The sequence below is a fragment of the Shigella sonnei genome (genome assembly GCF_002950395.1).
Lineage (GTDB): Bacteria > Pseudomonadota > Gammaproteobacteria > Enterobacterales > Enterobacteriaceae > ECMA0423.
In genome coordinates this window covers 92,555-110,223 of the sequence record NZ_CP026802.1, presented here as the reverse complement: position 1 = coordinate 110,223, position 17,669 = coordinate 92,555, and the positions used below count along the sequence as shown (strand labels likewise).

The 17,669-nt window shown below is 49.9% G+C and carries 12 protein-coding genes and 4 pseudogenes; 9 read left to right on the top strand and 7 right to left on the bottom strand.

From position 1 onward, the window contains the following. Positions 1 to 472: 472 nt before the first annotated feature. From C1P89_RS00745 to senB, 5 genes and pseudogenes are all read left to right on the top strand, one after another. Positions 473 to 1,159, top strand: a pseudogene (locus C1P89_RS00745) (replication initiation protein); the annotation flags it as partial. A gap of 332 nt (positions 1,160 to 1,491) precedes the next feature. Beyond that, the gene (locus C1P89_RS00740) at positions 1,492 to 2,367 is read left to right on the top strand and encodes a ChaN family lipoprotein (protein ID WP_001224624.1); all 876 of its coding nucleotides are present in this window, start codon (positions 1,492 to 1,494) and stop codon (positions 2,365 to 2,367) included. A gap of 7 nt (positions 2,368 to 2,374) precedes the next feature. Next, complete coding sequence (locus C1P89_RS00735; protein WP_000981092.1) at positions 2,375 to 3,151, top strand: energy transducer TonB family protein; 777 nt, start codon at positions 2,375 to 2,377, stop codon at positions 3,149 to 3,151. A 168-nt stretch (positions 3,152 to 3,319) separates the two neighbouring features. Continuing rightward, positions 3,320 to 5,581 (top strand): TonB-dependent receptor domain-containing protein, encoded by a 2,262-nt coding sequence (locus C1P89_RS00730; protein ID WP_001100764.1) that lies wholly within the window; start codon positions 3,320 to 3,322, stop codon positions 5,579 to 5,581. Positions 5,582 to 5,649: 68 nt separating this feature from the next. Then, complete coding sequence (senB, locus tag C1P89_RS00720; protein ID WP_001020413.1) at positions 5,650 to 6,825, top strand: enterotoxin production-related protein TieB; 1,176 nt, start codon at positions 5,650 to 5,652, stop codon at positions 6,823 to 6,825. Positions 6,826 to 7,350: 525 nt separating this feature from the next. Here senB and C1P89_RS00715 read toward each other — a convergent pair. Continuing rightward, positions 7,351 to 7,812: pseudogene (locus C1P89_RS00715) on the bottom strand (Tn3 family transposase); the annotation flags it as partial. A gap of 37 nt (positions 7,813 to 7,849) precedes the next feature. Beyond that, a pseudogene (gene tnpC, locus C1P89_RS00710) lies at positions 7,850 to 9,292 on the bottom strand (IS66 family transposase); the annotation flags it as partial. A gap of 231 nt (positions 9,293 to 9,523) precedes the next feature. Here tnpC and istA point away from each other — a divergent pair. Both istA and istB read left to right on the top strand, forming a co-directional pair. Then, positions 9,524 to 11,059 carry an IS21-like element ISSso4 family transposase gene (gene istA / locus C1P89_RS00705; RefSeq protein ID WP_000447019.1) on the top strand — a complete coding sequence of 512 codons (1,536 nt, stop codon included), beginning with the start codon at positions 9,524 to 9,526 and terminating at the stop codon, positions 11,057 to 11,059. 16 nt (positions 11,060 to 11,075) lie between these two features. After that, complete coding sequence (gene istB / locus C1P89_RS00700; RefSeq protein WP_001282649.1) at positions 11,076 to 11,831, top strand: IS21-like element ISSso4 family helper ATPase IstB; 756 nt, start codon at positions 11,076 to 11,078, stop codon at positions 11,829 to 11,831. Between the two features lie 99 nt (positions 11,832 to 11,930). On the opposite strand, the pseudogene C1P89_RS25710 reads toward istB, so the two are convergent. After that, positions 11,931 to 12,032, bottom strand: a pseudogene (locus tag C1P89_RS25710) (hypothetical protein); the annotation flags it as partial. Between the two features lie 49 nt (positions 12,033 to 12,081). After that, positions 12,082 to 12,429, bottom strand: coding sequence for an IS66 family insertion sequence element accessory protein TnpB (tnpB, locus tag C1P89_RS00690; protein WP_000612543.1), 348 nt, complete (start codon positions 12,427 to 12,429; stop codon positions 12,082 to 12,084). 519 nt (positions 12,430 to 12,948) lie between these two features. Between tnpB and C1P89_RS00680 the strand changes: the two genes are divergently transcribed. Beyond that, positions 12,949 to 13,646, top strand: a protein-coding gene (locus C1P89_RS00680; protein ID WP_094096600.1) for an IS1-like element IS1A family transposase whose coding sequence is annotated in 2 segments (ribosomal slippage) — positions 12,949 to 13,198 and positions 13,198 to 13,646 — 699 coding nt in all. Because the reading frame shifts where the segments join, the coding sequence is not laid out codon by codon here. Between the two features lie 289 nt (positions 13,647 to 13,935). Here the strand turns inward: C1P89_RS00680 and C1P89_RS00675 are convergent. Continuing rightward, positions 13,936 to 15,063 carry an IS110-like element ISSso6 family transposase gene (locus tag C1P89_RS00675; RefSeq protein WP_001063816.1) on the bottom strand — a complete coding sequence of 376 codons (1,128 nt, stop codon included), beginning with the start codon at positions 15,061 to 15,063 and terminating at the stop codon, positions 13,936 to 13,938. 130 nt (positions 15,064 to 15,193) lie between these two features. On the opposite strand from C1P89_RS00675, the gene C1P89_RS00670 reads away from it, so the two are divergent. Continuing rightward, a protein-coding gene (locus C1P89_RS00670) for an IS3-like element IS600 family transposase (RefSeq protein ID WP_085948186.1) occupies positions 15,194 to 16,350 on the top strand; the annotation gives its coding sequence in 2 pieces (ribosomal slippage) (positions 15,194 to 15,443 and positions 15,443 to 16,350; 1,158 coding nt in all). Between the two features lie 366 nt (positions 16,351 to 16,716). Here the strand turns inward: C1P89_RS00670 and C1P89_RS00665 are convergent. Further along, positions 16,717 to 16,929: an ANR family transcriptional regulator gene (locus C1P89_RS00665; protein WP_004971339.1), complete on the bottom strand. Its 213-nt coding sequence runs from the start codon at positions 16,927 to 16,929 to the stop codon at positions 16,717 to 16,719. Positions 16,930 to 17,058: 129 nt separating this feature from the next. Further along, the gene (locus tag C1P89_RS00660) at positions 17,059 to 17,619 is read right to left on the bottom strand and encodes a fertility inhibition protein FinO (protein ID WP_000139341.1); all 561 of its coding nucleotides are present in this window, start codon (positions 17,617 to 17,619) and stop codon (positions 17,059 to 17,061) included. Between the last annotated feature and the right edge of the window lie 50 nt (positions 17,620 to 17,669).

The window sequence follows — 17,669 nt, the reverse complement described above, 5'->3', positions numbered from 1 at the left end:
TGTTGAATAGACGAGATTTTGTGTCGAAATAGTTGTTTCAGTAACTGTCACTCAATCGGTGGTTTATGTGACTATATTCGCAAAAACTGGTCGCAGAAAAGTCCTGTTTTCAGCTTGGAAACCCGGTAATCAGAATAATGGATAGGGGAACAAAAATCTCTGTATAGAACGCTCCATTGAGGGAGAGAAAACGTGTCATTTTGACCCGTTCGGTATTCAGAACACACAAAACCGATCGCGGGTCGCTTTCGTGCATAGTTATGCAACGCGCTAAAAACGATTCTGACGCATTTTTTATGTTTACCCTGTTTTTTCTTGTCTTTTTGAGTTTTTTGCGTCAGAGAGCGTCTGAGAGGGCACGTACAACGGGAGTTATGGTAAATGGATCGGGTTTTCGGGAAGGTTCGACAGGATTTGCCGTTGGGTGTAGTGTAAGCGACTGAAAAACAAACGCCCCTGAAATCATGTCCAGATCCGGCAGAACCAGCCTCATGCGCAGTTCTGGCTGGTTTTTGACGTTGATCGCGAGGGGGCAGCGATTGACTGGAGCGACCGGAACGCTCCCGCGCCGAACATCACCGTAAAAAATCCTGTGAACGGTCATGCTCACCTGCTCTACGCGCTCAATATCGCCGTGAGAACCGCGCCGGACAGCTCGGTTAAGGCGCTGAAATACGCCGCTGCGATTGAACGTTCGCTGTGTGAGAAACTTTGTGCTGATGTGAACTACAGCGGACTGATTTGTAAAAATCCGTTCCACCTGGAATGGCAGGTGATGGAGTGGCGAGAGGAAGCCTATACCCTCGATGAACTGGCTGATTATCTCGATTTGAGCGCCTCAGCGCGCCGTAGCATCGATAAACATTACGGGATGGGGCGAAACTGCCACCTGTTCGAAATGACGCGCAAATGGGCTTACAGGGCGATTCGTCAGGGCTGGCCCGAATTCTCACAGTGGCTTGATGCCGTGATTCAGCGTGTCGAAATGTACAACGCATCGCTTCCCGTTCCGCTTTCACCGCCTGAATGTCGGGCTATTGGCAAGAGCATTGCGAAATACACGCACAGGAACTTCACGCCGGAAACTTTCGCACAGTATGTGGCTGATACGCACACATTAACGTACGTTTTCGTTCCATTGGCCCTCACCCCCCGATAACGACCCAGGTAGCGCGCCGTATTCCCCCCGCCGGCCGTTTTCTTCGACATGTACATCAGGCGCGGAACTCATCGGGGCGCGGGAATGAAATCCCATTCAGACTCCGGATAGATTCAAGCAAGCCCACTTATCGTCAAAATCGGTGTTGCAAAAACGGGAGTGACCATAGATCCGTTTTCCAAGCGGACCCCATAATATCGGCTGGTAAACATCACTCGCTAGTGCATTCTTTTTGTTGGTAATGATAATCATTTACATTCATTCTTTGATGTTTTATCATAATTAATGTTTTGTCAATAAATATATGGAAACATATTGTTTCAGATGGGAATATGAGAAAGTTCATCCTTATTTCTATGATAACGTTAGCTAGTGTTAGTCTGGGAGCCTGCAGACAGAATGTCACCATAAAGCAGGATGCGCCAGGGCAGAAAGCTTTCCTGACTGACGGGCAGATTTACGATTTGCACAGTGGCAAAATTATTTCTAGCAGCGAGCTTTTGGCGGATCTTGCTACCGCTCGACATCTTATTATTGGTGAAAAACACGATAATGCCGAGCATCATCAGATTGAGCTTTGGCTTATTCAAAATTTGCTCATCCAGCGACCACAGGGGAGTGTGTTGCTTGAGATGTTGACGTCAGAGCAACAGCCCCGAGTTAACCAAGTTAAATGTTGGCTGAAAGATAATCCTGTGGTTCGAGATAGCCGTGTTCAGGAACTACTTAACTGGCAAAAAGGGTGGTCCTGGGAGATGTATGGCGACATCGTCATGCAGCTATTACGTGGGCCTTACCCGCTGCTCAATGCCAACATTGGCCGGGAGCAGATGTTGGCACTGTACAAAAAAAACGAATTTCCTAAAGGAAAAAAATCCACTGCACCTGTGGTACAAGAAGCTCTGCGTGAAACCATCATATCTATGCATGAAGGCAACCTTGAAAGCCAGCAACTGACGTCAATGCTCTCTATTCAGCAGCAGCGGGATCGCTACATGGCCCGCCAGCTTCTGAGTGCCCCGGTACCGTCGTTGTTGATTGCAGGTGGTTATCACGCGTCAAAAAGCATGGGCGTACCGTTACACATGGAAGATCTTGCCACCGGCACCCATCCAGTGGTGTTGATGCTTGCAGAAAAAGGAATGAACATCACAGTAGATCATGCTGACTACGTGTGGTTTGTAGCGCCAGATACAACAAAAAGGTAAACCATGGATGATGAATATTCTCCACTTCTCACAGTCGGTAAAATGGAGCAGCTGGTTTATCTGTTCTCTACTGCTTCATGGACTGATTTTCCTTGCGTTTATCTGGCGTTTTTCCGAAGTTCAGCCCGCTATGTCTCCTGCACCGGCGATCATGCTGCAATGGGCAGAAATTATAGAGGCTCCTTCTTCTCCACTTTCGCTTCCGGTGGGAATCGCTCAACAGGAGTCCGCAGTGACAGAAGAAAAGCAACAAACTGAGGACAGACAACAACGTCCTGTCACTGAAGACAGTGATGCAACCATTGAAATAACTAGGAAGAAAAAGTCATCCGATGGAGAAAAGAAAAAGACACGTCCACCTCGTAAGATAAAGGCTCAAACCAGCGACAGCAACCCCACAGCCGTTTCCAGTAATGCTGCACCTCAGGCTCTGGTCGAATCGTCCCGTATTGCTGCGCCTTTTAACAGTGACTCAACAAAGCGAGATAATTCTGAGGCATCTTGGGAAAGCAGAGTAAAAGGCCACCTAAACCGTTATAAACGTTACCCTGGCGATGCCAGAAAACGTGCACGAACCGGCACAGCCGTCGTGACTTTTACCGTAAACACGGAAGGCACTATTGTCAGTAGTTTCTTGGAAATCTCTTCAGGAACCCTTTCTCTTGACCGCGAAGCTATTGCTGTTTTAGAACGCGCTCAACCACTTCCCAAACCACCGCCTGAAATATTGGAGGGAGGATTATTTAAAGTAAAAATGCCGATTACCTTTAAGTTGAAGGAGTAAAGGGATAATTGGCCGTTCAAGTTCATTTAACTGAAATTTAATTTTCATTTTTATGCTGAACATTTTATCAAACTTTTCCACTGTCGAAAAAATCAAAAAGACAGTAGAACATAATTAATAAACAAATAGTTATACTTATCTTTATTAATATTATACCCAAGGAAATTTATGAACGTTATAAAACTGGCTATCGGCTCAGGCATATTATTGCTCAGCTGCGGTGCTTACTCACAATCCATCAGTGAAAAAACTAATTCCGACAAAAAAGGAGCGGCAGAATTCAGTCCGCTCAGCGTTTCTGTCGGGAAGACGACCAGTGAGCAGGAAGCTCTCGAGAAAACAGGCGCGACCAGTTCCCGGACAACGGACAAAAACCTGCAATCACTTGACGCAACAGTGCGTAGTATGCCTGGTACTTATACTCAAATAGATCCTGGTCAGGGAGCAATCAGTGTGAATATTCGAGGCATGAGCGGATTTGGTCGTGTAAACACTATGGTCGATGGTATTACCCAGAGTTTTTACGGAACCTCTACCTCCGGAACAACGACGCATGGTTCAACTAACAATATGGCTGGCGTACTTATAGATCCTAACTTACTGGTAGCAGTTGATGTTACACGCGGTGACAGCAGTGGCTCTGAAGGGATCAACGCCCTTGCCGGTAGTGCAAATATGCGTACTATTGGCGTTGACGATGTAATATTTAACGGTAATACATATGGCCTTCGTTCACGTTTCTCTGTCGGTAGTAATGGGCTGGGACGCAGCGGAATGATCGCCCTTGGTGGAAAAAGCGACGCTTTTACGGATACGGGAAGCATTGGCGTTATGGCTGCTGTGAGCGGCAGTTCTGTGTACTCTAATTTCTCAAATGGTTCTGGAATTAACAGCAAAGAGTTTGGTTATGATAAATATATGAAGCAGAACCCCAAATCCCAACTGTATAAAATGGATATCAGACCAGACGAATTTAACAGCTTCGAACTTTCCGCTCGAACCTATGAAAATAAATTTACACGTCGTGATATAACCAGTGACGACTATTACATTAAATATCATTACACCCCTTTTTCTGAATTAATTGACTTTAACGTAACGGCCAGTACCAGTCGCGGTAATCAAAAGTATCGTGATGGCTCGCTGTATACTTTCTACAAAACCTCAGCGCAAAATCGTTCTGACGCGCTGGATATCAACAATACCAGCCGGTTCACTGTCGCGGACAATGACCTGGAGTTTATGCTGGGCAGCAAACTGATGCGTACCCGCTATGACCGGACCATTCACTCAGCGGCGGGCGACCCGAAAGCGAATCAGGAATCGATCGAGAACAATCCGTTCGCACCCTCCGGCCAGCAGGATATTTCAGCGCTGTATACCGGGCTGAAGGTTACGCGCGGCATCTGGGAGGCAGATTTCAATCTCAACTACACACGTAACAGGATCACAGGGTACAAGCCCGCCTGCGATTCACGCGTTATCTGCGTGCCACAGGGTAGCTACGATATTGACGATAAAGAGGGTGGCTTCAACCCTTCAGTTCAGCTTTCTGCTCAGGTAACACCATGGCTTCAGCCGTTCATTGGCTACAGCAAATCCATGCGCGCCCCGAACATCCAGGAGATGTTCTTCTCTAATTCAGGAGGCGCATCCATGAACCCATTCCTGAAGCCTGAACGTGCAGAAACCTGGCAGGCGGGTTTTAACATTGATACCAGAGATTTACTGGTCGAACAGGATGCCCTGCGCTTTAAGGCTCTGGCGTACCGCAGCAGGATCCAGAACTACATCTACAGCGAGTCTTATCTGGTTTGTTCTGGAGGTCGTAAATGCAGTATGCCTGAGGTGATTGGCAATGACTGGGAGGGCATTAGCGATGAATACAGCGACAATATGTACATCTACGTTAACTCGGCAAGCGACGTTATCGCAAAGGGCTTCGAACTGGAGATGGATTATGATGCAGGTTTTGCTTTTGGCCGACTCTCTTTCAGCCAGCAGCAAACAGACCAGCCAACCTCCATCGCCAGCACCTACTTTGGCGCAGGGGATATGACCGAACTGCCCAGAAAATACATGACGCTGGATACTGGTGTTCGCTTCTTCGATAACGCGTTGACCCTGGGCACTATCATAAAATACACAGGCAAGGCTCGTCGCCTGTCGCCTGATTTTGAGCAGGACGAACATACCGGCGCAATAATCAAACAGGATTTGCCGCAGATCCCAACGATTATCGATCTCTATGGTACTTACGAGTACAACCGCAACCTAACACTGAAACTTTCGGTACAAAACCTGATGAACAGAGATTATTCGGAGGCGCTGAATAAGCTCAACATGATGCCAGGTCTTGGTGACGAGACCCACCCAGCCAATTCCGCGCGTGGCAGAACATGGATATTTGGCGGGGACATTCGTTTCTGATGACAATTTCCGCTAGGTTCAGACAATACGTTTTCTCTCTTATGTCAATTTTATTGCAGGAACGAAAAATGAATATTTTCACTTTATCCAAAGCACCGCTATACCTGTTAATTTCACTATTTTTACCCACGATGGCCATGGCTATCGATCCACCTGAACGCGAACTTTCGCGATTTGCCCTGAAAACGAATTACCTTCAGTCCCCTGATGAAGGCGTCTATGAACTGGCGTTTGATAATGCCAGTAAAAAGGTGTTTGCAGCAGTCACCGATCGTGTAAATCGTGAAGCCAATAAAGGCTATCTGTATTCGTTTAATTCAGATTCGCTGAAAGTCGAAAATAAATACACGATGCCATACCGGGCATTTTCGCTGGCGATAAATCAGGATAAACATCAGCTCTATATCGGACACACCCAGTCAGCGTCCCTGCGTATCAGTATGTTTGACACCCCAACCGGCAAACTGGTAAGAACCAGCGACAGGTTAAGTTTTAAAGCGGCAAACGCTGCAGATTCGCGTTTTGAGCATTTTCGCCATATGGTTTACAGCCAGGATTCCGATACCCTGTTTGTGAGTTATAGCAATATGCTGAAAACGGCCGAGGGCATGAAGCCTCTGCATAAGCTGTTAATGCTCGACGGGACGACGCTTGCCTTAAAAGGCGAGGTTAAGGATGCTTACAAAGGTACAGCGTATGGTCTGACGATGGATGAAAAAACACAGAAAATCTACGTTGGCGGAAGAGATTACATCAACGAAATTGATGCGAAAAATCAGACGCTGCTGCGTACCATCCCGTTGAAAGATCCGAGACCACAAATCACAAGTGTGCAGAATCTGGCGGTGGACTCCGCTTCTGACCGTGCCTTTGTGGTGGTATTCGACCATGACGATCGTTCCGGTACAAAAGATGGACTCTATATTTTTGACTTACGCGACGGTAAACAGCTTGGCTATGTGCACACAGGAGCCGGAGCTAACGCGGTGAAATACAATCCGAAATATAACGAACTGTATGTCACCAACTTCACTAGCGGCACCATCAGCGTAGTGGATGCCACCAAATACAGCATCACCCGTGAATTTAACATGCCGGTCTACCCAAACCAGATGGTGTTGTCGGACGATATGGATACCCTTTACATTGGCATCAAAGAAGGCTTTAACCGCGATTGGGATCCTGATGTGTTTGTGGAAGGAGCTAAAGAACGTATTCTGAGCATTGATTTGAAAAAGTCGTGATCGGGGGGAAAAAACATGGGATAAAAACTCCGTTATTCCACTAAACTGGCCGGACTAGGAAAAGCAAACATCTCTGTCCTGCCGGTACGCCTGTTACGCCGCTCCATGAGGCTGAGGAATCTCCAGAAAACGAGACAGGCACAGCATTGTACGATCAACTGATTTGTGCCAATAATTAAATGAAATCACAGCTATGCCTGTTCATGGGGTTCTAGGCCGGAACCCCAGATTTTTCCGATTGTTTGTTTTCTAACTGATTATTCAGTAGTTTTAGAGGGCTGACGCTCAGTGGAACGAAAACTCACGTTAAGAGGTTTTGACTATGATAAAAGTCAAAGTAGGGGTGAGTTTGGATATGGAAATTATTGTACTATAAGGAGAGCATGAAAACCCCTGGGGCAGTCACTGAATGAGGGACCAGCAGCGGTAAAATAACCAGCATAATTTCTGCATGGTCGATTTTTATACCGTGACAGGCTGTTTTTTATACTTGGGGTCAGTTTGGATATCGAAAATTATTGTACGTTAAGGTTGTTTTTTGACCTTGTCGATCTTAACTGATCTCAAACGACGAAACTTACCTGAAGTCGGTATCCGGCTGTTTTTCCAGATATAATCGCCTGTCAGATTGATATGTTCCCAACCTAATGGTGATAAATGCGATAATAGTTGAGCATTTATTTTCATGCCCTTACGCTTCAGAGCATCAACCGCTCTTTCCATGTAAACTGTGTTCCATAAGGAAATAGCCGCCGTCAATAAAGTCAATCCACTGGCGCGATAACTTTGATTTTCCGGTTTCCGATCTCTAATCTCCCCCAATCGATGCATGAATACAGCACGGGCCAGAGCATTACGGGCTTCTCCTTTGTTCAGCCCGGCCTGGACACGTCGCCGCAATGCCGGATCCCGAAACCAGTCCAGCATAAACAGTGTTCGTTCTATACGGCCAATCTCTCTCAGAGCTTTAGCCAACCCATTTTGTTTGTAAGCGTGCAGCAAGAACCGTATTGACGGGAATGTGTTATTCAGTCGGCAGTGCTACGCGCCAGGGGAGCAGTTCGCCGACCCGGTTTATCGGCCAGTCGGCTATGACGTCAAGGACATAGCGGAGGTAGCTTTCTGGCTCCACTCCGTTCAGTTTGCACGTCCCGATCAGGCTGTACAGCAGCGCTCCCCGCTCTCCTCCATGATCCGAACCGAAGAACAGGTAGTTTTTGCGGCCCAGACTGACCATCCGCAACGCATTTTCAGCGATGTTATTGTCCGCCTCAGCCCAGCCATCATCTGCATAGTACGTCAGCGCCGGCCACTGGTTCAGGGCGTATGCGAACGCTTTCGCCAGTTCTGAGTGTCGCGACAGGGTTTTCATCTTTTCACGCAGCCAGCTTTCCAGGGATTTCAGCAGCGGTTTCGTTTTCAACTGACGTTCGGCAAGGCGCTGTTCCGCCGTCATTCCCCTTATCTCTGCCTCGATGGCGTACAGTTCGCCGATCCGTTTCAGCGCTTCCTCCGTCAGGGCTGACGGGGTGCGAACGTGCACATCGTGGATTTTACGGCGGGCGTGAGCCCAACAGGCGGCTTCCGTTATCCGGCCATCCCGGTACAGCTCGTTGAACCCGGCGTATGCATCCGCCTGCCGTACACCACTGAACCCCGCAAGATGGGTCTGCGGATGGATGCCTTTTCTGTCCGGGCTGTAAGCGAACCACACCGCCGGCGCCAGCGTTGACCCGGCGTTACGGTCGTCACGAACATACGCCCACAACCGCCCGGTCTTCGTTTTCTTATTGCCTGGCAACAGCACCGGGACAGGCGTGTCATCAACATGGAGCTTACCGTCAGTCAGCACATAGCCATGAAGCGCCTCTTCCATCGGAGACAGCAGCCGGCAGCATGCATCCACCCAGCCCGACAGCAGTGAACGGCTCAGCTCCACACCTTGCCGGCCGTATATTTCTGACTGGCGATACAGCGGGGTGTGCTCTGCATACTTCGAGGTCAGCACGCGGGCCAGCAGCCCCGGTCCGGCGATACCCCGCTCGATGGGCCGCGAAGGTGCAGGTGCCTGCACGATGGCATCGCACTGAGTACAGGCATGTTTTTCCCGTACCGTCCGGATAACCCGGAAGGCGCTACGCATCAACTCCAGCTGTTCGGCGGTATCCTCGCCCAGATAGCTCAGTGAACCGCCGCAGTTCGGGCAGCACGGCGCCGCAGGCAACAGTCGCTTTTCGTCACGGGGTAGTGATTCAGGGAACGGCTTACGGGTGCGGGTCTGACGCAACGGACGCTGTACTGCCGGGTCATACACCCTACCAGTCAGCGTATCGCTCTCTTTCTGAAGCCGGTTCAGATCGGCTTCCATTTGTGCGATACGGCGGGAGACTTTTTCGGAACGACTGCCGAAGTTCATCCGGCGGAGTTTATCCAGCTGCGCCTGCAGATGGTCTATTTCGCGCTCCCGTGCAAAATGGCATCTGAATCGATCGCAGTTTGGCATTCGAATCGATCATGATTTGGCATCCATCTCCGATCACAGTTTGGCATCACAATCGATCACGATTTGGCATACTTCCGATCATTGATTGGAATTCGCCAGTCACTCCGGGAATTAACTCTTTTCACCACAGTCTCCATTGCCGTGTTTAAACCAGTGGAGACGTCAATGTCCAAAAAGAGAAAATCCAGGAGCACTATGGAAACTTGTTTTAAGATCCTTCAGCTCAAGTTCGATAAGAAGCTGACTAACCGTTGTATCGGACTGACGTTACACATCAGCGCCTCAACCGTTTTTGAGGTTCTTGCCCGCTTCAAAGCCTCTTCTCTGTCATGGCCATTACCTGCGGATATATCCCATGACACGCTGGAGAAACTCATTTTCCCGCCCAAAGACACCTCTGCGTCAGAGCTTGTTATGCCTGACATGCTGTACTTCGATACGGAAATGAGAAAACCTGGCGTGACGCGCCAACTGTTGTGGATGGAATACAAGGCACAGGCGGGTGACAAAGCGATGGGATACTCACACTTCTGCCGTTGCTACCGGAAGTGGAAAAAAACGCGACGCCTCTCCATGCGACAGGAGCATCGTGCTGGCGAAAAGCTCTTTATCGACTTCTGTGGTCCTACGGTCCCTGTTATTAATCCGGACACCGGAGAGATACGCCGCGTGGCAATCTTCGTGGCTGTAATGGGGGCGTCCAACTATACCTATGTTGAAGCGTGCGAAGGTCAGGACATGATGTCATGGTTAAATGCCCACAGCCGTTGCCTGACCTTCCTGGGCGGCGTACCGAAGCTGCTCATCCCCGATAACCTCAGAAGCGCAGTGAAAAAAGCCGATCGCTATGAGCCTGTCATCAACGACAGTTATCAGGCGCTGGCTGAGCACTATGGCACGGTTATTATCCCGGCCCGCCCGCGCAAACCTAAAGATAAACCAAAAGCAGAAAACGGCGTCCTCATCGTCGAGCTATGGCTTCTTGCCCGCATCCGTAATGAAACCTTCCACACGCTCAGGGCGCTGAATGCACGCCTTCGGGAGTTGCTGACGGACATGAATAACCGACCAATGAAGGGATACGGTAATCAAACCCGCGCAGAACGCTTCCGCATGCTGGATGCACCAGCACTCTCTCCGCTGCCTCTGGAGCCTTATGAATACACGGAATACAAAGCCGTGAAGGTTGGCCCTGACTACCACGTTGAATATGCCCGTCACTGGTACTCCGTTCCACACGAACTGGTCGGTCAGCGTCTGTCACTGAAGGTGGGGCAGTCGGTGGTACAGCTCTGGCACAAGGGGCAGTGTGTGGCGCAACATCCGCGCAGCACACATGAATATAAACACACAACCAATCCGCTTCACATGCCAGAACGCCACCGGCGGCATGGGACATGGACACCGGAACGCCTTATCGAGCAGGGAAACCGTACAGGTCCGTCCACAGGCCGGGTGGTTGAATCCATGCTGAAAGCCAAACCCCATCCGGAGCTGGCTTACCGTGCAGTCCTGGGTCTGCTGGCACTTCAGAAAAAATACGGCCCGGAACGGCTGGAAAAGGCCTGTTACGTTGCCCTGCACTATAACGCCCCGGACAGACGCTTTATCGACAATCTGCTGCGTCATCATCGGGATAACGTTGAGCTTCCGTTATCCCGCCAGGGCGAACAACATCCGGCATATGCTTCAGAGCATGAAAACCTGCGTGGTCCTGGCTACTACCACTGACAGAAGGAACAACCGTATGAGTGATAATCTGTTAAACAAACTGACCCAACTGAAACTCCCGGCGATGGCCGGGAGCCTGATACGGCAACGGGAAACGCCTCAGACTTACGACGAACTGTCGTTCGAGGAAAGGCTGACACTGCTGGTTGATGACGAGCTTCTGAGCAGAGAAAACAGTCGTGTGGCACGGTTGAGAAAAAATGCCTGCCTGAAATATCAGGCAACACCGGAAGGGCTGCGTTATCCGGCCTCAAGAGGTCTGCGGGCTGAACAGATGAGGGAACTGCTGAACGGCCACTACATAATCCACAGGAAAAACCTACTGATAACCGGTCCGACAGGATGCGGTAAGAGCTGGATAGCCAATGCGCTGGGCGAACAGGCATGTCGACAGAAATACAGCGTCCGGTACTGTAGAACCGGGCGATTACTGGAACAGTTGGCTCAGGGACGTGTTGATGGCAGTTGGCTGAAATATCTGAAACAGTTGCAAAAAATACAGGTTCTAATCCTGGACGATCTGGGGCTGGAACAGTTAAGTAACGCCCAGTGTAATGACCTTCTGGAGATCACAGAGGATCGTTACGGACAAAGCAGCACGATAGTGGTAAGCCAGTTCCCGGTAGATAAATGGCATGGTCTGATGGAGAACCCAACAACAGCAGATGCCATCCTGGACAGACTGGTACATAACTCACACAGAGTGGTCCTTCAGGGAGAGTCCCTGAGGAAAAATCCCCCTACAGTGGAAAGCAGCGAAAAAACGAGTTAAAAAGCGGTAGAAAAAGTTAAGTTCCCGGTTGATCGAATGGATGCGAATCGCTGATCGAACTTCGATGCCAATCCGTGATCGAATAGAGCGGAATACGCACTCCCGGTTGCTAAGCTTTTCCTGCAGGGCGTGGATCAGCGCTTCCTGTTCGGCCAGGCGCTGTTTCAGCAGGAAGATGTCGTCAGAAGAGATGTCGTTCATAAGCCCGTATTTTACCGGGCTTATTCTGTGACAACCAGGATAAAGAGATTTACAGCATGGTCAGGGAGGTCAGCAGCCGCTTAGGCTGTCGCCAGTCGATACCTTCCAGCAGCATCGCCAGCTGCGCCTGTGTAAGGAACACTTTGCCATCACGGGCTGACGGCCAGGCGAAGCGCCCACGCTCCAGCCGTTTGGTCAGGAGGCACAGTCCGTCACTGGTGGACCACAGCAGTTTAACCTGACTGCCGCTGCGGCCCCGGAAAATGAAAACATGGCCGGACATGGGATCGTCTTTCAGCGCCGTCTGTACTTTCGCAGCCAGGCCGTTGAAGCCATTTCTCATATCGGTGATACCGGCAACCAGCCAAATTTTGATCCCGGAAGGTAACGGGATCATCGCTTCAGTTCCTGTATCAGCAGAGTCAGGAGCTTTTCGCTGACATTGCCATTGAAGCGGAGCGTCCCGTGCCGGAACGTTACCTCACTGCTGATACTGAGGGTTTTCGGGTCCTCTGCGAGCGATTCTGGCTGTTCGGCAGCTGCATCGAGAGTCACAGGAAGTAGCTGGGGGCTCTCTGAAGAAGGTAATAGCAGCTTTCCCTCGCGCCATTGTTGTCGCCATTTGAACAACAGATTGGCGTTAATGCCATTTTTTCAAGAGCAAGTTTTGAGATGGATATCCCGGGTTCACAGGAGGCAGCAACGAGCTGCTGTTTAAATTCGGGAGGATAATTAGGGCAGCCTTTTCGCCTGCCGGGAGTCACATTTTTCTGCATATCTGACACTTTGGTTCCCACTACTTATTTGGTGGACACCACTTTGTCTAATTCGTCAGATTCTGACCAGACGGTTCAGGCTGCTGGTGATGCTGCCAACTTACTGATTTAGTGTATGATGGTGTTTTTGAGGTGCTCCAGTGGCTTCTGTTTCTATCAGCTGTCCCTCCTGTTCAGCTACTGACGGGGTGGTGCGTAACGGCAAAAGCACTGCCGGACATCAGCGCTATCTCTGCTCTCACTGCCGTAAAACATGGCAACTGCAGTTCACTTACACCGCTTCTCAACCCGGTACGCACCAGAAAATCATTGATATGGCCATGAATGGCGTTGGATGCCGGGCAACTGCACGCATTATGGGCGTTGGCCTCAACACGATTTTACGTCACTTAAAAAACTCAGGCCGCAGTCGGTAACCTCGCGCATACAGCCGGGCAGTGACGTCATCGTCTGCGCGGAAATGGACGAACAGTGGGGCTATGTCGGGGCTAAATCGCGCCAGCGCTGGCTGTTTTACGCGTATGACAGTCTCCGGAAGACGGTTGTTGCGCACGTATTCGGTGAACGCACTATGGCGACGCTGGGGCGTCTTATGAGCCTGCTGTCACCCTTTGACGTGGTGATATGGATGACGGATGGCTGGCCGCTGTATGAATCCCGCCTGAAGGGAAAGCTGCACGTAATCAGCAAGCGATATACGCAGCGAATTGAGCGGCATAACCTGAATCTGAGGCAGCACCTGGCACGGCTGGGACGGAAGTCGCTGTCGTTCTCAAAATCGGTGGAGCTGCATGACAAAGTCATCGGGCATTATCTGAACATAAAACACTATCAATAAGTTGGAGTCATTACCCAGGCTGCTGATATGACTTTCCGTGTCAAACCGGAATCTCTAATTTTGACGATTTTCTTTTTAGGTTTAATTCCCTGAGGGCGACGTAGCAGTAAATCCGACGGTGAATCACGCTGATATTCGCGGGTTGGATACCGCATTACAGAGGTCCGTCATATGAGCCTGCCACTTTCTTACGTCGCGAATCAGCTTTGTTCCGCCGTCGCCAAGCGCTAACGTGCGTTACTCTTGTACCGGGCTACGTCGCCTTCAGGGAACTGGTTATTCTCATTTTTTATTTGTGACATTGTGGTTGTTGTGCGACAGACATTGCTATTCGGCCCATATCCCAGATAAAACCCGCCAGCTCACGTGCAACAGCAACAATTGTAATATTGACATTCTTTCCTTTGGCCTGAAGTTTTCGATACCTCTTACAAAGCCTGAGTTGAGCATCCCATGCTCTGTCAATGACGGGGCGGGGTAAATTTTCCTGCCTTTTTTGTATTGCCGGACTGATGCGTGCCGGATGACGGTAACTCCACGCTGCCTCGACCAATAGCTTTCTGGCATAGCTGTTTCCGGCTTTGGTAATGCTGCCCTGATGTCTGCTTCCACCCGATGAATATTCTGATGGCGTGATACCAAACCATGACATCAGTTGTCGTGGATGTTCAAAACGGGTCAGATCACCCAGTTCAGAAATTAATCCAACCGCAGTAATAAACTGAATCCCTCGCATGGCTTGCAGCGCCTCTACTACCGGATACAGCCTCCATTCGGTAACGGCCTCCTTCAGGGCGGATTCCAGCCGTTCACATTGTGCCTGCCGGTCTTCTATTGTACGACGGTGTTCGTCAAAAGCTAATTGTCGCCAGGGACTTTCGAATGAGTATTTGCTGAGCCAGCGTCGGTGTGCAGGGCCCCAATCTGCTCGCCCGACATAATGGACCCCATGAACCAGAAGAAACGATTTCAGACGTTGCCTTGCATGCCGTAAATCATCGCGGGCAGATGCCCATGCCCGGGCCAAATCCCGGAATGCCTCATCTTCAATGCCGGGTACGTAGACAGCAGAAAGATCTCCTGCACGCAGTGAACGCACAAGTCTGATGGCATCACGGCGATCGGTTTTAACCCGCTCCCCCGGTTTTTTCGGGATAAGTGAGGGGGCGCAGACCATGCAGTCAAAACCGGATTTCACCAGCCGACGATAAAGTCCATAACCACAGGGCCCCGCTTCATAAACGATACTGACCTGCGATGACTTTGACCTGAGACGTTTACAAAGATTCTGAATATCAGTAGGTGATGTGCCAATTTTACCCATCAGTTCAACAGGTTCTGAATTGATAGCATAAGCGACAGTAATCGATTCTTTGTGAACATCTAACCCGACGTACAATGTGTTATTGTTGTTCATGCTGGCCTCCGTGGTGGAAATACCGGGGTGTAGCAACAGCTCACCCATGCGGCTCTGACAACGATGTGAGGTAGCCTGAGTTTAACGGACACTCCTTCCTGAAATAGAATGGCATCAGAAGGAGCTAATAATGAGCAGAAAAACCCAACGTTACTCTAAAGAGTTCAAAGCCGAAGCTGTCAGAACGGTTCTTGAAAATCAACTTTCGATCAGTGAAGGCGCTTCCCGATTATCTCTTCCTGAAGGCACTTTAGGACAATGGGTTACCGCCGCCAGAAAAGGGCTCGGTACTCCTGGTTCCCGCACGGTGGCTGAACTGGAATCTGAAATTCTGCAACTACGTAAGGCGTTAAATGAAGCTCGCCTTGAGCGAGATATATTAAAAAAAGCAACAGCGTATTTTGCACAGGAGTCGCTGAAAAATACGCGTTAATCGAACAATGGCGACAACAATTTCCCATTGAAGCGATGTGTCAGGTATTTGGTGTATCCAGGAGCGGTTATTACAACTGGGTACAGCATGAACCCTCAGACAGAAAACAAAGTGATGAGCGGCTAAAACTGGAGATTAAGGTGGCACATATCCGCACTCGCGAAACATATGGAACCCGGCGGCTCCAGACGGAGCTGGCAGAGAATGGCATCATCGTTGGTCGTGACCGACTGGCACGTCTTCGTAAGGAGCTAAGGCTACGCTGTAAGCAGAAACGCAAGTTCAGAGCGACTACGAACTCGAACCACAATCTGCCAGTTGCGCCAAATCTGCTGAACCAGACGTTCGCTCCTACAGCACCAAATCAGGTCTGGGTGGCGGACCTGACGTATGTTGCCACACAGGAGGGATGGTTGTACCTCGCTGGCATCAAAGATGTTTATACGTGCGAAATTGTCGGCTACGCCATGGGAGAGCGCATGACAAAAGAGCTGACAGGTAAAGCCCTGTTTATGGCGCTCAGGAGCCAGCGCCCACCTGCCGGGCTAATCCACCACTCTGATCGAGGTTCACAGTACTGCGCATACGATTACCGGGTCATACAGGAGCAGTTTGGTCTGAAAACATCAATGTCGCGTAAAGGTAACTGTTACGACAACGCTCCGATGGAAAGCTTCTGGGGAACGCTGAAAAATGAGAGCCTGAGCCACTATCGTTTTAATAACCGGGATGAAGCCATCTCAGTAATACGGGAATACATTGAGATTTTCTACAATCGTCAGCGTCGTCACTCTCGTCTGGGGAATATCTCCCCGGCAGCCTTCAGGGAAAAATATCATCAGATGGCTGCTTAAAAAAAGAACAAATGGTAGTGTCCGCTATTGCCAGTACACCTCAATGTTAACCCGCGTTAAATATCCCACGTTGGCCAGCATCTGTCTCACGGAAAGTCATACTGCCTTACTATTTCCTCATGTTATTCTCCATATCAGATAAATAGCATCTGTATTTCAGGCATCCTGAATATTGCAGCACACACTGAATAACACCTTATTTTGTGAAATTAATCACAAAATATAAAATCACGACTTAATACGGAAAAAACTCTGTGCTACTCAGAACTGTCCGGTCATACTGCCCGACCGGATATTAAAAAAAGCAAATCTCATAAACTCCTTTCAGCCTTCTGACTCCTGGAGTAATGAAGGCTGCTTTTTTCGTTACACCCTTCCCCGGCAGCGCCGGTGGCAGTGTTCAGCCCTTTTTCGGGCAAACTGCTGCCAGTCTGTCCTGGGCGCAACACAGGCAGCCCGTCGCCATGCTTCTGCCGCTTCCATCCAGCGTCCACTGACTTCCAGAATAACGGCCCGCCCGCCGGCACGCTGGTAACGCCAGACCTGGCCGTTCCGTGAACTGTTTCTGAATCCATTCATTTTCTTGTCCCCCTTTAGTTGTCAGTATTATTGTGATAAATAATTCAGTGGACTGGCTTCCTTTCGGAAGCGGAAGTTATTTCCTTTTAAGCCTTATTTCCCTGCCTCCTCTCTGATGGAGGCTTTTTTTTATTTCTCATCAAGCACGGCCTGAAGTTCTGCCTTTATCCGGTTCTGGCGGCGGATTTTATCCAGACGCGCTGCCGCATACGCTTCCTCCTCCTGAGAAATATGCTCCGTCACATACCCTTCCGTGTCATACCGGCAGGCACCGGCTTTCATGGCACACAGATAGCTTTCTGAACGGGTGATGGCCTTCAGCGCCCTGCGCAGTTTTTTATGCGAGAGCGGGATATTCCGCTGCGCCACGTCTTCCAGTAACACGTCCCGGATACCGCAGGCCAGAAGCCGGGGGGTGTCACCGTCAAATAATCCCGGCCACCAGGGTTTCAGGGTATTCACGGCCTCATCCAGCGTGGGCAGGTTCAGATAAATGGACAGTGCCTGTCTGGCCTGCGCTTTTTTTGCCGCCAGCTCTGCTTCCCGGGCTGCTTTCTCGGCCAGCTTCTGCTTTTTCACCTTCCACTTTGGTGGCGTGGTGACATTGATGATGGTTTTCCGGCTGCGGACAGGCGTCTCCCCTTCCGTTTTCCGCTTCAGTGTCAGTACCGGTCGCTTCTGCTCTGTCATGCTGTGTTCTGCCTCTGACGAATCATCCTGTTACGGTCAAAGATACCACA